Annotated in this window: 15 protein-coding genes; 9 read left to right on the top strand and 6 right to left on the bottom strand. The window is 64.9% G+C overall.

All coding sequences use genetic code 11. The features are described 5' to 3' along the window. Window positions 1-142: 142 nt before the first annotated feature. A complete protein-coding gene (locus V2I08_RS01990; RefSeq protein ID WP_349633668.1) occupies window positions 143-856 on the bottom strand; it encodes an arylesterase in 714 nt (237 codons plus the stop codon). Between V2I08_RS01990 and V2I08_RS01985 the strand changes: the two genes are divergently transcribed. The 3 genes from V2I08_RS01985 (at window position 855) to V2I08_RS01975 (ending at window position 5,073) form a co-directional block, all read left to right on the top strand. Then, a complete protein-coding gene (locus V2I08_RS01985) occupies window positions 855-1,556 on the top strand; it encodes an ABC transporter ATP-binding protein (protein WP_349633667.1) in 702 nt (233 codons plus the stop codon). The two genes, V2I08_RS01990 and V2I08_RS01985, sit on opposite strands and share 2 nt — an antisense overlap. Further along, window positions 1,553-4,066: an FtsX-like permease family protein gene (locus tag V2I08_RS01980; RefSeq protein ID WP_349633666.1), complete on the top strand. Its 2,514-nt coding sequence runs from the start codon at window positions 1,553-1,555 to the stop codon at window positions 4,064-4,066. Before V2I08_RS01985 ends, V2I08_RS01980 begins: the two co-directional genes overlap by 4 nt. 299 nt (window positions 4,067-4,365) lie before the next feature. After that, window positions 4,366-5,073 carry a cupin domain-containing protein gene (locus V2I08_RS01975; RefSeq protein ID WP_349633665.1) on the top strand — a complete coding sequence of 236 codons (708 nt, stop codon included), beginning with the start codon at window positions 4,366-4,368 and terminating at the stop codon, window positions 5,071-5,073. A gap of 86 nt (window positions 5,074-5,159) precedes the next feature. On the opposite strand, the gene copD is transcribed toward V2I08_RS01975, so the two are convergent. Both copD and copC read right to left on the bottom strand, forming a co-directional pair. Further along, window positions 5,160-5,996, bottom strand: a complete 837-nt coding sequence (copD, locus tag V2I08_RS01970) for a copper homeostasis membrane protein CopD (RefSeq protein WP_349633664.1) — start codon at window positions 5,994-5,996, stop codon at window positions 5,160-5,162. An 18-nt stretch (window positions 5,997-6,014) separates the two neighbouring features. Next, a complete protein-coding gene (copC, locus tag V2I08_RS01965; protein WP_096062808.1) occupies window positions 6,015-6,395 on the bottom strand; it encodes a copper homeostasis periplasmic binding protein CopC in 381 nt (126 codons plus the stop codon). Window positions 6,396-6,684: 289 nt separating this feature from the next. Between copC and V2I08_RS01960 the strand changes: the two genes are divergently transcribed. From V2I08_RS01960 to V2I08_RS01935, 6 genes are all read left to right on the top strand, one after another. Beyond that, the gene (locus V2I08_RS01960; protein ID WP_349633663.1) at window positions 6,685-6,945 is read left to right on the top strand and encodes a hypothetical protein; all 261 of its coding nucleotides are present in this window, start codon (window positions 6,685-6,687) and stop codon (window positions 6,943-6,945) included. Then, entirely contained in the window at window positions 6,942-7,379 is a 438-nt protein-coding gene (locus tag V2I08_RS01955; RefSeq protein WP_349633662.1) for a periplasmic heavy metal sensor, read from the top strand. Before V2I08_RS01960 ends, V2I08_RS01955 begins: the two co-directional genes overlap by 4 nt. After that, entirely contained in the window at window positions 7,376-7,939 is a 564-nt protein-coding gene (locus V2I08_RS01950; protein WP_349633661.1) for a sigma-70 family RNA polymerase sigma factor, read from the top strand. Before V2I08_RS01955 ends, V2I08_RS01950 begins: the two co-directional genes overlap by 4 nt. A gap of 172 nt (window positions 7,940-8,111) precedes the next feature. Continuing rightward, window positions 8,112-9,851 carry a copper resistance system multicopper oxidase gene (locus V2I08_RS01945; RefSeq protein WP_349633660.1) on the top strand — a complete coding sequence of 580 codons (1,740 nt, stop codon included), beginning with the start codon at window positions 8,112-8,114 and terminating at the stop codon, window positions 9,849-9,851. Then, window positions 9,848-10,735, top strand: a complete 888-nt coding sequence (locus V2I08_RS01940) for a copper resistance protein B (protein ID WP_349633659.1) — start codon at window positions 9,848-9,850, stop codon at window positions 10,733-10,735. Before V2I08_RS01945 ends, V2I08_RS01940 begins: the two co-directional genes overlap by 4 nt. A gap of 132 nt (window positions 10,736-10,867) precedes the next feature. Next, on the top strand, window positions 10,868-11,590 hold the full coding sequence (locus V2I08_RS01935) for a copper resistance protein B (protein WP_349633658.1): 723 nt from the start codon (window positions 10,868-10,870) through the stop codon (window positions 11,588-11,590). A 17-nt stretch (window positions 11,591-11,607) separates the two neighbouring features. Here the strand turns inward: V2I08_RS01935 and V2I08_RS01930 are convergent, their stop codons facing one another. The 3 genes from V2I08_RS01930 to V2I08_RS01920 form a co-directional block, all read right to left on the bottom strand. Next, complete coding sequence (locus V2I08_RS01930; RefSeq protein ID WP_349633657.1) at window positions 11,608-12,756, bottom strand: M20 aminoacylase family protein; 1,149 nt, start codon at window positions 12,754-12,756, stop codon at window positions 11,608-11,610. A 249-nt stretch (window positions 12,757-13,005) separates the two neighbouring features. Then, window positions 13,006-13,500: an Lrp/AsnC family transcriptional regulator gene (locus V2I08_RS01925; protein ID WP_043149307.1), complete on the bottom strand. Its 495-nt coding sequence runs from the start codon at window positions 13,498-13,500 to the stop codon at window positions 13,006-13,008. Between the two features lie 20 nt (window positions 13,501-13,520). After that, a complete protein-coding gene (locus tag V2I08_RS01920) occupies window positions 13,521-14,924 on the bottom strand; it encodes an aspartate aminotransferase family protein (RefSeq protein ID WP_349633656.1) in 1,404 nt (467 codons plus the stop codon). Between the last annotated feature and the right edge of the window lie 332 nt (window positions 14,925-15,256).

Below are 15,256 nucleotides of genomic sequence, written 5' to 3'. Positions count from 1 at the left end.
AACGCTGCTGTCATCGCGAGTCGGGTCGTTGCGGGCGAAACTGATGCCACGTTGGATGGGTTTTGATAGCACGGCCTGACGAGTCCGAAACCACGCCGCATCGACACTGATAACACGTTGGCGGATCGTTCGCCCGCTGCGGTCATTTTTCCAATTGCGCCGCAACGATCGGCGTCAGCTTGCCGACGATCACTTCCACGCCCTTGTCATTGGGATGGATGCCATCGGGCAATTGCAGCGCCCGATCGCCAATCACCCCGTCCAACATGAAGGGATAGAGCGTGGCGTCATATTTCTGGGACAGCGTCGGGAAGATCGGATTGAAGGCGGCGGCATAATCCGGCCCCATATTGGGCGAGGCAAGCATCCCGGTCAGCAGCACCGGAATATCGCGCTTCTTCAATTCCGCCAGGATCGCGTCGAGATTGTCGCGCGTCGTCTCAGGGCTAAGACCACGCAGCATGTCATTGCCGCCAAGCCCCACCAGCATCAGGTCCGGCTTGCGCGCCAGTCCGTCGAGCGTGAAGGCCAGCCGCGCCAGACCCGCCGCGCTGGTATCGCCCGACACCCCGGCATTGACGACCTGCGCTTGCATGCCGCGGGCCGCCAGAGCCTGCTCCAGCATCGGGGCCAGCCCCTTGCCCTGGTCCAGATTATAGCCAGCATAGAGGCTGTCGCCGAACGCCACCACCAGCTTGCCATCGGCGACTGGCGCAGCGGTGGGCGCGGCCTGCGCGCTGTTGGCGACCGGGGGCGGTGGGGGCGTGCTGTCCGAACAGCCGCTCGCCAGTTGGACAATCAGCGCCAACGCCCCATATTGCGATAATCTGCCCGCCAAGGAGCGCTCCTTTTTCATGCACATGCCTATCGACCCCGCCACTATCGCGATCTGTGCGCGCAATGTCACCCTCTCGCTTGGCACGCGCGACGCGCCGGTCGAGATATTGAAGGGCGTCGATCTCACCTTGTTGCGCGGCGAAAGTATCGCCATTCTTGGCGCATCGGGATCGGGCAAAAGCTCGCTGATGGCGGTGTTGTGTGGCCTCGAACGCGCGAGCGGCGGCGATGTGCATATTGGCGGCGTCGATTTCGGCGCGCTGGATGAGGATGATCTGGCCCGCGCCCGGCGGGGTCGCATCGGCATCGTGCTGCAGAGCTTCCACTTGCTCCCGACCATGACGGCGCTGGAGAATGTCGCCGTGCCGCTCGAACTGGCGGGCGTGCCCGATGCCTTCGCCCGCGCCGCCGACGAATTGCGCGCGGTCGGGCTTGGCCACCGGATCGACCATTATCCATCGCAATTATCGGGCGGCGAGCAGCAGCGCGTCGCCATTGCCCGCGCCGTCGCGCCGCGCCCGACCATCTTGTTCGCCGACGAACCCACCGGCAATCTCGACGCGACCACCGGCGTCACCATCATGGACCTGTTGTTCGATCGCCAGCGCGCGGCGGGCGCAACGCTCGTCATCATCACCCATGATCCGGCGCTCGCCAACCGCTGTGGCCGGATCGTCGAAATGCGCGATGGCCAGATCGTTTCGGATCGCGCGGCGTGAGCGCGCTCGATTGGGCGTCGAGTTGGCGCATCGCCCGGCGCGATCTGCTTGGCCGGTTCCGGGGACTGCGGCTGCTTTTTCTCTGCCTGTTCCTCGGCGTCGCGACGCTGGCGGCGATCGGCAGCCTGACCTCGGCGATCACGCAGGAACTAAGCCAGCGCGGGCAGGGGCTGCTGGGCGGTGACGTCGAAATCGCCATGACCCAGCGCGAAGCAGGGGAGGGCGACAAGGCGGCCTTCCGTCGCCTCGGCCGCTTGAGCGAAACCATCCGCCTGCGCGCCATGGCGCGGGGCGAACGGCCGGACTCGGCCGCCGTACTGACCGAACTCAAAGGCGTGGACAGCGCCTATCCGCTCTATGGCACGCTGGCCCTGCAAAGCGGCGTCTACCGCGCGCCCCTTGCCCCCGACCGCATCCTGATCGGCCCGGCGCTCGCCGACCGATTAAGCGTCAAGCCCGGCGACCGCCTCGTCTATGGCACCGCCACCTTTACCATCGCGGACATCATCACCGACGAACCCGACCGACTGGGCGAAGGCTTCACCCTTGGCCCGGTGGCGATCGTCTCGCTGGAAGGCTTGCACCGCACCGGCCTGATCCAGCCCGGCAGCCTCTATGACAGCAAATATCGCCTTCGCTTGCCCCCCGGCGCAGACGCGCAGGCGGTGCGTGAGGATCTGGAAAAACGATACGCCTCGGCCGGATGGGAATATAAGGACCGCGATCGTGCCGCGCCGGGGGCAAGCCGCTTCATCGTCCGCATGGGCCAATTTCTCTCGCTCATCGGCCTTGCCGCTTTGGTCATCGCAGGCATTGGCGTCAGCAATGGCGTTGCTTCCTATCTCGCGCTCAAACGCCCAGGCATCGCGACTTTCAAGGTGCTGGGCGCGACCTCCACCGACATTGCACGCATCTATCTGCTCCAGATCGGCTGCGTCGCGTTGCTCGGCATTGCCTGCGGCCTGATCGTCGGCGCGCTCCTGCCGCCTGCCATCGTCGCACTAGCGGGCGATGTGCTGCCGGTCAGCCCCGGCTTCCGGCTCCATGCCCTGCCGCTCGTCACCAGCGCCGCCTATGGCCTGCTGATCGCCTTCCTCTTCACCCTGCCGCCGCTCGCCCGCGCCCGGACTCAGCCCGCCGCGCTGCTCTTCCGTGGCGTGGTCGATGCGCGCCATGGCATCGACCGGCGCAGCCTGATTGCCATGACGGCGGCAGGCGCGCTGTTGGTCGCGCTGGCGCTCGGCACCGCGCGCGATCCGCTCTTTTCTGCCGCTGTTCTCGGCGCGACCGCAGCCGTCCTGCTCCTGTTGCTCGGCATCGGCTGGGGCGTGCGCCAACTCGCCCGGCGCGCGCCGCGCCCGCGACGGCCCTTGCTCCGCCTCGCGCTCGCCAATCTCCACCGCCCCGGCGCGCAGACCGCCGCGCTCATCGTCGCGCTTGGCCTTGCGCTCACCCTGTTCGTGACGCTGGCGGGTATCCAGACCAGCCTCGACAGTGAAATCCGCAACGTCGTGCCCAAGACGGCACCCGCCCAGTTCGTCCTCGACATCCCATCGGGCGAGGGGGACCGCTTTCAGACGATCGTGCGCGCCCAAGCCCCCGACGCGCAGTTCAACATCGTCCCGGCCCTGCGCGGCACTATCGTCGCTTATGGTAATCAGCGGGTCACGGATCTGAAGGAACTGCCCGACGGCGCCTGGTTCTTGCGCGGCGAGCGTGGTGTCACCTACAGCACGACGCTGCCCGAAGGCAGCGAACTGGTCGAGGGGCAATGGTGGGCACCCGCTTATGCCGGGCCGCCGCTCGTTTCCTTCGACGCGGAGGCCGCCAAGACGCTGGGCATCGGCGTTGGCGACACGCTGACCGTCAGCCTGTTGGGGCGGGAAATCACCGCGCGCATCGCCTCCCTGCGCAAGATCAATTGGGAGACGATGGGCTTCAACTATATCATGGTCTTTTCGCCCGGCACCGTGTCCGCCGCGCCGCACAGCCTGGCCGCGACCATCACCATGGACCCGCGCCAGGACAATCAGGTTACCCGCGCGCTGCTCGCCGCTTTCCCCGGCGTGTCGGTGATCGCCGTGGGCGAAGTGATCGAGCAGGTCGGCGCGATCATGACGCAAATGTCCGCCGCCATCGTCGCGGCCGCATCGGTCGCGATCCTCGCGGGAATCGCGGTGCTGGTCGGAGCCATCGCCGCCTCGCGTCAGGCACGTAGCTATGACAGCGTGATATTGAAGACGCTCGGCGCAACCCGCTGGCAGATATTGGGCGGCCAGGCGCTCGAATATGGCTTGCTCGCCATGATGCTGGCGCTGGTCGCGCTGGCGCTTGGGTCGGGCGCGGCCTGGTTCGTCATCGTCCAGATCTTCGATTTCACCTGGTCGCCCGACTGGCTGATCGTCCTCGCGACGCTGGGCGGGGGCGCATTGCTGACGCTCGGCATTGGCCTCGCCGGATCGATCCCGTTGCTGTCGGTGCGCCCGGCCACCGCCCTGCGGCAGCTTTGAACGTCGGGTTGCACGCAAACGGCACCAAGCGCGGCTCAGCCCAGCGCGCTTGGTGCAACCTGCCGCGCGCACCGGGTTAGAGATAGGGTGGATTAAGACTGCACGCCCTCAACTCATCCTCCCCTTTAAGGGGAGGTGGCAGCACGAAGTGCTGACGGAGGGGTGTCGCCCTATCGATAGCGCGACACCCCTCCGTCTGGCCTTCGGCCCGACACCTCCCCCTCAGGGGGAGGATGAAGGTGGGGTGCAGCCCTGATCGGTTTCCAACGCCAGCTTGCGCTTTTTCAGGGACAGCCACCATGACAACCACCATGACAGTGACCCGCTCCTTCGTCGATCTGCGCGCCTGGGCGGCGGGCAAGACGGTTGGGGCAGGGGAGGGCGATGCCTTCCTGTTCGCCCGCGCGCTGCTCCCCCAGCCCGAAGGTCCGGTGACGATCGGCCTGATCGCCTTGACGCAGGGCAGCGGCACGGTAGACGCCATGTCCGCCGATGAATTCATCATCGTCGAATCCGGCACCGTGCAGATCGACCAGCGCACGCTGAACCAAGGCGATAGCATCGTCCTGTGCGAAGGCGCGACCTTCGGCTGGACCGTGGCGTCGGGTGCGCGCCTGCTGTTCGTGCGCCGCGCAGGTGGTTCAGCGGCCGATGGCCAGATCGTCCCGATCGACACCCACGCCCCACTCGAACCGTCCGGCGCGCCGCTGGCCGAACTGCTGGTCGGGCCGACGCCCTCTTGCCGCAACTTCACCGACTATCGCTCGGCCGATGGGGAGTTTGTCTGCGGCACCTGGGATTCCACCCCCTATCATCGCCGTCCGATGACCTACCGCCATTATGAGCTGATGTATCTGCTCGATGGCAGCGTCACCTTCGTCGACGGCGCAGGCGCACAAGGCACATTCGGCAAGGGCGACATCTTCCTGGTCGAACAGGGCGCATCGTGCAGTTGGGACAGCCAGGTCCACGTCAAGAAAATCTACGCCATCTACCGCCCGGCGTAAGACCCGCCTCTCGTCATTGCGAGCGTAGCGAAGCAATCCAGTGGGGTGCCCGTGGATTGCTTCGCTACGCTCGCAATGACGAAAATTTACGCCAGTGGGTCCAGCGTCCCCAGCCAGGCCACCAGAACCAATATGCCAATCGCAGCGCCCGTCTCCACCATTAGCGAGAGGCGCAGCGCGGCGATCGTCGCACGCCCGCGCTCCAGCGCAGGTGTCAGCCGCCAACGGTTGAGCGCGGCCAACCCCAGCATCGCTGCAAACAGCAGCAGCTTCGCGCCGAGCAGCCAGCCATAGCGGCTCCCCGCCAAGGCGGGCAGGTCGGCAATCCCCACGATCATCAGGCTGTTGACCACCCCGGTCACGACCAAAGTCGCGACGAACACCGTCCCCAACAGCGCAAACTTCACCAGCATCACCGCGACCCGATCGACATTGGGTCGCCGCGCCGTCACCGCATGGAGCAAGGCCGCCAGCGCCCCGATCCACCCGCAAGCCGCCCAGATATGCGCGACATCGGCTGCCCGATGGATCGTCCCCGCCATATCCTCGGTCGCGCCCGCATGGCCGGTCCAGGCGATCGTCGCCGCCGCAACCGCCGCCGGGATCAGGACCAGGCGGTTGCGCCCCGCAACGGCCAGCCCCAGCGCGGCCAGCAACGCCGCCGCCCGCACTGCCAGCACCGGCCCGATCGGCGTCATCCTCAGCAAGATTTCTGCCGTCGCCCAGTCTGGCGGCAGCATGGGGGTGCCTGTCATGCTCGCCCCGCTCGCCAGCAGCCACAGCGCCGACAGCGCCATGCCGCCCAGCGCCAGCGCCACCAGCACAACCCGGCTCCCCGCCATGCCCATCGCCCACCAGAAGAGCGGCAGGCCCATGAGCAAGGCGAGGTCGGCCATCAGGCCGAACCGGGCAAAGACCAGCATCCCCCCATCCATGACGGCTTACTTGACCTTGAAGCTGTAGCCACCTTCCATCTTATGCTGGTCGGCGCCCACGATATGCCATTTGAGGTCATAGTCGCCGGCGGGCAGGGCGCGGGGCAGGGTGACGACCATGGTCTTGCCATCGGGCGCAAGCGCGGTCTTGAACCCCTTGATCGGCATCGGCGGATGATCGGCCATGCCCGGCATTCCCGTCATCACAAGCTCCACGCCGCTCATCGGGGCCAGGAATTTCTCGGAAAAGGTCAATGTCAGTTTGGTCGGCTTGGCGACGGTCGCATTGGCGGCGGGGCTGGACGATACCAGCTTGCTATGCGCCAGCGCCGCGCCCGGCAGGATGGCAAGCGACAAGGCGGCGGCGGCGATCAGGAAACGGGACATGGACTATACTCCTTGGATGAACGGCTGGAATGGGTCGGATCAGGATGAAAACAACATCCGTTCGTTTCGAGCGAAGTCGAGAAACGCAAGGGCAGCGCTGGCCGCTTCTCGACTGCGCTCGAAGCGAACGGCGGGAGTGGTTTCCACCGCGATCGCGACAAGCTCTGCGGACCATTACGCATGGACTTGCCCCACCCCTTGCCCAAGGTGCATGATTTTTTGTCGCCTCCATATCGTGAGGGATTGGCGCGCGCCGCGCGTATGGTGCGATGAGGATGGAGTATGTGCGATGAATGATCTCGATCAATGGCTGGGGCAGGTGTGCGCCATGCCGACCGATGCCCGGCTGGAGGGACTTGACGATGCAGTGATGCAGGGCGTGGCCCGCCGCCGGGAGCAGGGTGCCGCCCGGCGCAGCCTGATGCTGGCAGGCTTGCTCGCCATCGGCATCGGCTGGGCGGGCAGCATCATGCCCGGCGCACCGGCGCAGGCCGCGCCTGCACCGATCGGCATGTCGGATTATGCGCCCTCGCGCCTGCTTGGCCAATGAGCCTCAAACGCTATCTGCTGGTCGCGCTGGTAGCCTTCGCCGCGGCCCTCGCGGCCGTGCTGGTCGCGCGCACCTGGCTCGCACCCCAGCCGCGCGTCGAAAGCGAAGTCCACGCCCTGCTACACCAGCGGCTGACGCTCGACGCGGCACAGGAACAGCGTATCCACGAACTCGAAGCCGCCTTCGCCAAGCGTCGCGAAGCGCTGGAGGCGGAGATGCGCGCGGACAATGAACGGCTCGCCAGCGCGATCGCCGCCGAACAGGGCTATGGGCCAAAGGTCGCCGCGGCCGTGGATCAAACCCATCATGTCATGGGCGCGCTGCAAAAGGAGACGCTCCAGCATATCTTCGCCATGCGCGCCGTCTTGCGTCCTGATCAGGCCGCGCAGTTCGACGCCGCCGTCGTCAAGGCGCTGACCCAGCCCGCCCGGTGACATCGCCGCCCGTCGACCTTGATGACCGGGCACTGGCCGCGCGCGCGCTGGCCGGGCATCAGGACGCCTATGCCGCCTTGATGCGGCGGCACCGCGACGCGGTCTGGCGGCTGGCGCGCAGCCATGTCGGCGATGCGGACGAAGCGCTCGACATCACGCAGGAGGTGTTCGTCGCTGCCTTTGCCGCGCTCGCCCGCTATGATGACACGCGCCCCTTCCGCACCTGGATCGCGCGGATCACGCTTAACAAATGCCGCGACTGGGGCCGTCGCCGCGCGGTACGGCGCTTCTTCGCCTTTGCCCGCCCCATCGACGAGGCGGGCGAGATCGCCGACACCGCCCCGGACCCGGAACAGGCGGCACAGTCGCACCGTGAACTCGCCCGCATCAATGCCGCCATCGCCGCCCTGCCCGCATCGCTCAAGGACGTCCTGTTGCTCCGCACGATTGAGGCACTGAGCCAGGCGGACACCGCCGCATTGCTGAACTTAAGCGAAAAAGCCGTAGAAACCCGCCTCTACCGCGCCCGCGCAAAATTGTCGGCCGCGCTTGGTGACTAAGTCCACTCGTCATTGCGAGCGCAGCGAAGCAATCCATTGCGACACCAGTGGATTGCTTCGCTGCGCTCGCAATGACGGGTTTGGATGGCCCGTGTGTGGCAACTTCAAACAAAAACATACGAAGATGCTTCAAATCGTAAGGGATGACGCCGCCCCCCGCGTATGAAGGGGCATGACGCATTTGACCCTCGACCGCCGCACCCTGTTCAAGGGCGCCGCCGCCCTCAGCTTCGCCAACGCCTTCCCCGCCTGGGCGCAAAGCGGCACCCATGGCCTGCATCCCGCGCCCGGCGTGTTGTCGGGCGAGACGATCGCGCTGACCGTGGCCGACAGCCATTTTTCGACCGGCGGCCGCTCGGCCCATGCGATCACCATCAATGGCACACTGCCCGCGCCGCTGATCCGGCTGCGCGAAGGCCAGAATGTCCGCCTCTCCGTCACCAACCGGCTGAAGGAAGACACGTCGATCCACTGGCACGGCCTGATCCTCCCCTTTCAGATGGACGGCGTGCCCGGCGTCAGCTTCCCCGGCATCCGCCCCGGCGAAACCTTCGAATATGAATTTCCGATCAAGCAATCAGGCACCTATTGGTATCACAGCCATTCCGGCATGCAGGAGGCGATGGGCCATTATGGTCCCATCGTCATCGATCCCGCAGGCGTCGATCCGGTGCAGGCTAGCCGAGAACATGTCATCGTCCTGTCCGACTGGTCGCCGGTCCACCCGCATGTTCAGCTCAAGCGGCTCAAGCAGATGGGCGGCTATTATAATATGCAGAAGCAAACGCTCGCCGATCTGCTCAAGGGCAAGAACCAGTCCTTGAAGGAGCGCGTCGAATGGGGCGCGATGCGGATGGACCCGACCGATATCTCTGACGTCACCGGCTCCACCTACAGCTTCCTCGTCAACGGCCATGGCACGGCGGAAAACTGGACCGGGCTGTTCATGCCGGGCGAGCGCGTCCGCCTGCGCATCGTCAATGCATCGGCCATGACCAATTTCAACGTCCGCCTGCCCGGCCTGCCCATGACCGTGGTGCAGTGCGACGGCCAGCATGTCCAGCCGGTCGAAACCGACGAGTTTCAGATCGGCATCGCCGAAACCTATGACGTGATTGTCCAGCCCACCGACGCAACCGCCTATGCTTTGATCGCCGAAGCCATCGACCGCTCCGGCCTCGTGCGTGCGACGCTCGCGCCGCAGGTCGGCATGGTCGCCGCTATCCCACCGCTGCGCGCGCGTCCGCTGCTGACCATGAAGGATATGGGCATGGACATGTCCGGCATGGACATGGGGCAGGGGGGCGTCATCGACCTGTCCCAACCCGCCAACGAAAGCATGGCCGGGCACAGCATGAAGATGCTCGACCCCTCGGTCGCGCCGGATGTACCTATGGGACCGGGCGTTGCGACCCTGTCCTCCATGCCCGCCGATCGCACCGCCGACCGGCCCACGGGGCTGGAGGATGTCGATCATCGCGTGCTGACCTATGCCGACTTGCGCGCGCTGGAGCCGAATGAGGATGTCCGCGCACCGACCCGCTCGCTCGACATTCATCTGACCGCGAACATGGAACGCTATATGTGGTCGTTCGACGGGGTGAAGCTGTCCGATGGCGCGGAGCCGATCGCTTTCCGCCATATGGAACGGGTGCGCGTCACGCTCATCAACGACACGATGATGCCGCACCCCATCCACATCCATGGCCATTTCTTTCAGCTCATCACTGGCGAGGACGCGACCCACAACCCGCGCAAACATACGGTCAATGTGCTGCCCGGCGGCAAGATCAGCTTTGATCTCACCGCCGATGCGCTGGGCGACTGGGCCTTTCACTGCCACATGCTGATGCACATGCATGCCGGGATGATGCGCGTCGTCACGGTCCGTCACGCGGAGGACGCGGCATGAAGCGCCTGATCGTTGCCGCGTTATTCGCCAGCGCCACACCGGCCCTCGCCCAGATGGACCATAGCGCGCATCAGATGCCCCCTGCGCCAGAGGCATCCGCCGACCCGCACGCCGGACATGCCATGCCCGCCGCCGACGATCTGATCCCCCAAGGCGTCGCCCCGCCAGTCCCAACCGACCACGCCGCCGAAGCCTTTTACGACCCCGCCGTCATGGCCCGCGCTCGCGCTGCCATGATCAAGGAAAGCGGCGGCATGACCTTCTCGCAACTGATGGTCGACCGCCTCGAATATCGCGCGAACAAGGGGGCGAACGGCTATGCGTGGGAAGGCGAAGGCTGGATCGGCGGTGACATCAACCGCTTCGCCTTTAAGACCGAAGGCGAGGGCGAGGTTGGCGGCCCACTCGAAAGCGCCGAGGTCCAGGCACTATACAGCCGCGCCATCGACCCATGGTGGAACATCGTCGCGGGCGTCCGCCACGACATCCGGCCGGAGCCTCAGCGCAGCTATGCCACGGTCGGTATAGAAGGCCTCGCCCCCTATTGGTTCGAGGTCGAGGGCCAGGCCTTCGTCTCGACCAAGGGCGACGTCCATCTGCGCATGGAGGGCAGCTATGACCAGCGCATCACCCAGCGCCTGATCCTGCAACCCGCCGCCGAAGTGAATATCGCGGCGCAGGATGTGCCCGAACTCGGCATCGGGTCGGGCATCTCCAACATCGAACTGGGCTTGCGCCTGCGCTATGAATTTGCCCGCGAATTTGCGCCCTATGTCGGCGTCCATTGGGAACGAAAGCTGGGCGACACCGCCCGCTACGCCCGCGCCGACGGGGAAAGTGCTTCAACCGCCAGCCTAATGATGGGCATCCGTTTCTGGTTCTGACGATCGCGGCACAAGCTGCTGTGGACTGGCAATAATTTGTCATGCTGCCCGCTATCGCGCGCCGCTCTTCGCGCGATAGCACCGTGACGCCGCCCTACTCTCTTCCCGATACCGAAAAACGGATCAGGGTAGATGCGGCGTTTCGCCTGTTGGGGCTTTCTTTTCTTTGCGTGCGCGCTGGTCGGCGTCGCACCTGCCGCCGCGCAGGAGGCTGCGGCGGATGCCGACCCGTGGGTGGTGAGCGGCGGCTTCGACCTCATCGAATTGCGCGCGGGCCAGGGCGGCGATGTTTTCTTCTGGGACGCCGCCTTTTCCTGGGGAAACAGCCGCGATCAGTTGATGCTGGTGAGCGAGGGGGGCGGGGCGCTCGGCAACCAGATCGACGAAACCCAGATGCGTCTTTTCTATGGCCGGACGGTCGGCAATACGACCTGGCTGATGGGCATGCGCAAGGATATCAAGCCGCACCCCCGCGACGCCTATGCCGCGATCGGCGTGCAGGCCATGGTCGGCACGCGGCTGAACTGGGAAACCTATGGCTTCCTGTCGGATGACGGTCTGCTGACCGGCGAAGCGCAGCTCATCTACGCCCTGCCGATCACCCAAAATCTCTATCTCGAACCGCGCATCGCGGTCGGCTGGTCCGCTCAGGCGTCGGACGGGGATGCGGTGCGCGCGGGATTTACCGAAGCGGAAACGACCTTGCGCCTGCGTTATCGCCTGACGCCGAAACTCAATATCTATACGGCCATCGTCAACGAAAGGCTGCTGGGCGGCACCCGCGCGCTAGGCCGGTCGCAGGGAGAGGCGCTGCAATCCACCGCCGCCGTGATCGGCTTCGGCTTCAGCCTGTAGCCTTCAGCCGTTGGCGATCAACGCGCCAGATGCCGCTCGGCCAAAGCGACATGCAATTTGATGCCCAACGCCAGCACATCGTCATTGAAATCATAATGCGGGTTGTGCAGCGGCGTGCCGCCATCAGCCTTTGCCTGCCCCAGCCAGATATAGGCACCTTGGCACGCCTGCAGCATGAAGGCGAAATCCTCTGACGTGAAGGCGGGATCAGGCGAGATCACCGCATTCCCCACCGTCGCGGCTGCATCGAACGCTTCCTGCGCCGCCTCAGCATCATTGATCGTCGCGGGATAATAGCGCTGATAATCGACGGTCGCGGTGACGCCATTGGCGATGCCGATGCCCGCCGCAATCTCGCGGATCGATGCCTCGATCCGGTCCTGCACCGCTGGATCGAAGGTCCGCACCGTGCCGCTGACGCGCACTTCGGCGGGAATCACATTATGCGTATGCCCGCCATGAATCTGCGTGATGGACAACACCGCCGACGCCGTCGCCGCGATCCGGCGCGATATGATGGCGTTCAACTGCTGCACCATCGCGGCCGCCGCCTGGATCGCGTCGGGCGTATCCTGCGGGATGGCGGCATGGCCACCACGCCCTTCCAGTATGATCTCGAACTTGTCCGCCGCGCCCATGATCGGGCCGGGCCGCGTCGCGATCGTGCCCGCGGGCAGGTCGGGCCAGTTATGCAGGCCGAATACGCGGTCGCACGGGAAGCGATCGAACAGCCCCTCGTTCACCATCTCCCGCGCGCCGCCATGCCCCTCTTCGGCGGGCTGGAAGAAGAAATTCACCGTCCCGTCGAAATTGCGGCTGCGGGTCAGATGCTGCGCCGCGCCCAGCAACATGGCGACATGGCCGTCATGGCCGCAGCCATGAAAGGTGCCGGGCGTCGTGCTGGCATAGGGCAGATTGGTCTGCTCCTGGATCGGCAGCGCATCCATGTCCGCGCGCAGCCCGATGCTGCGCCCCGACGTCCCGTTGCGCAACACGCCGACCACGCCGGTCCGCCCGATCCCCTCATGCACCTCCAGCCCCAGCGCGCGCAATTGCTCGGCGATGCGGCCAGCGGTGCGATGTTCGGCAAAGCCAAGCTCAGGATGGGCATGAATGTCGCGGCGGAACGCGATCAGTGGCTCGATCAGGTCGGATATGTCGGTCATGGCAGCACCCTAAACTATGGCAGTAATCGATCCTCCCCTGGCAGGGGAGGTGGCAGGGCGTAGCCCTGACGGAGGGGTGTCGCCCCCACGATAGGGTGACACCCCTCCACCACTCGCTTCGCGAGCGGTTCCCCTCCCCTTACAGGGGAGGATTTTGGTGTCGGGTTTGTCGAACCATACAATCGCCTAAACCATATCTTCCAGAGACGATCATGTTCTCGCGCAGGAGATAACACGCTTCCCCCAATCCTACCGCTGTTCGCCGAACAGATGCTGGATCGGATAATGATGTTTGATGAAGGGCGATTTGATCACGACATAACTGAAATATTTTTCGATGCCATAATCACTTTCCAGCATCCCTTCGACGATCGACTGATAATGCGCCACGCCGCGCGTCACGAATTTCAGCAGATAATCGTAACCGCCGCTGACCAGGTGACATTCGACGATCTCGTCCAGCTTGCGGATGCGCGTTTCGAACCGCGAAAAGTCCCCGGCGCGATGCTCGGTCAGCGTCACTTCGGTAAAGACGGTCAGATATTCGCCCAGCTTGTGCAGATTGATATGCGCGCCATAGCCGGTGATATAACCCGCTTTCTCCAGCCGCTTGACGCGGGTGAGGCAGGGGCTTGGCGACAGGCCGACCGCATCGGCCAATTCGACATTGGTGATCCGGCCCGACATCTGAAGCTGCGTCAGGATCTTCAGGTCGATCCTGTCCAGTCTGGGTCCGCCCAACATATGCCTTGCTCCCCTTTATCTTATCCCAGTGCTGCGCGAATATCCGCCTGTTCGAGCAGTCCGTCGAGTGTTTTCCGAATACGCGCGAATATCTCGTCCATCTCCGCGTCCGACGCACACAGTGCCGGGGCCAGGCCGATGATATTGTCGGCAAAGGCGCGGAAGATGACGCCATTGGCATAACCATCGGCAAAGAGGCGATCGGCGACCTTGAGCGACGGGTCGAACCGCGCCTTCGTCCCCTTGTTCGCCACCAGTTCGATCGCGCCCAACAACCCGCGCCCGCGCGTGTCGCCGACCAGCGGATGATCAGCCAGATTCGCCAGCCCCGCGTCGAACCGCGCCGCTACCCTCTGCCCGTTCGCCAATATGCCGCCTTCGGTATAAAGGCGCAGCACTTCCAGACCCACCGCCGCGCTGACCGGATGACCCGAATAGGTGGCGCCATGGCCGATCACCACATCGGCGGCCGCGCCATCGGCAATGCCCTGATAGATGGTGTCCGACATCAGCACCGCGCCCATCGGTACATAACCAGCGGTCAAGCCCTTGGCGACGGTCATCAGGTCGGGCGTCACGCCTTCGGCTTCGCAGGCGAACATCGGCCCCGTCCGGCCAAAGGCGGTGATGACCTCATCGGCTACCAGCAGGATGTCGAGTTCGTCACACGCCTGCCGCATGGCTTTGAGCCAGCCGACCGGCGGCACGATGACGCCGCCCGACCCCTGGATCGGTTCGCAGAAGAAGGCGGCGACATTGTCCGCACCCAGCTCCGCCACCTTGTCCTTCAACTGCTGCACCGACCGCGCGATGATCGCCGCGTCATCGCCTTCCAGATCGCTGCGATAGGGGTAAGGCGACGCGATATGATGCTGCCAGCGCAGCGGCAAGTCGAACCCGCGATGAAAATTGGCGAGCGCGGTCAGGCCCGCGCCGGTGGTGCTGGACCCATGATAGCCGCGCTCCAGCGCGATACACTGTTTCTTGGTCGGCTTGCCGATCGCATTATAATAATGGGTGATGTAGCGGATCGCGCTGTCCACCGCGTCCGACCCGCCCAGCGTGAAATAGACATGGTCGAGGCCTTCGGGAGAAAGCTCGACCAGCCGCTGTGCCAGTTGCACCGCCGGTTCGCTGCCGAAATGGAAATAGCCCGTGGCATAGGGCAGGCGGCGCATCTGTTCGGCCGCGACCTCGGCGATGCTGTCCTGGCCATAGCCGACATTGACGCACCACAGCCCGGCAAAGGCATCGAGCAATTCCTTGCCGTCCATGTCGGTCAGCCACATGCCCTTGCCGCTTTGCAGCAGCGTCGCGCCGCGCGCTTCATGCGCGCGGAAAGAGGTGACGGGATGGATCAGGTGATCGCGGTCGATGTCCAGCAGGGATCGGTTGGATTGGTGCATCGTCGGGTTGCTCGCCATGGATGGTTATGGAGGCCAGCCTATCGTCCCGCCACGGGGGCAAAGCCCGATATGGCCCCAATAGCGACCATCGCCGCCCTTAATCATGAACCAGCGCAGCATATTATGCCGCTGTCCTACAGACGGCTCGCCATGCTATGATAGGATGTTCTTAAAGCCCACCCTGGATGCTGCCCGCGCCTGATCCTCCCCTGTAAGGGGAGGGGGACCGGCGAAGCCGGTGGAGGGGTGTCGCCCTATCGAGAGGGTAACACCCCTCCGTCAGGGCTACGCCCTGCCACCTCCCCTTACAGGGGAGGATTTTGCAAAGACGTAGTCGCCTTTCCGATAGG

Origin of the sequence: Sphingobium sp. MK2 (assembly GCF_040170545.1) — a bacterium.
Lineage (GTDB): Bacteria > Pseudomonadota > Alphaproteobacteria > Sphingomonadales > Sphingomonadaceae > Sphingobium.
The sequence above is the reverse complement of the archived record's forward strand: the minus strand, read 5'-3'. Positions and strand labels throughout refer to the sequence as shown.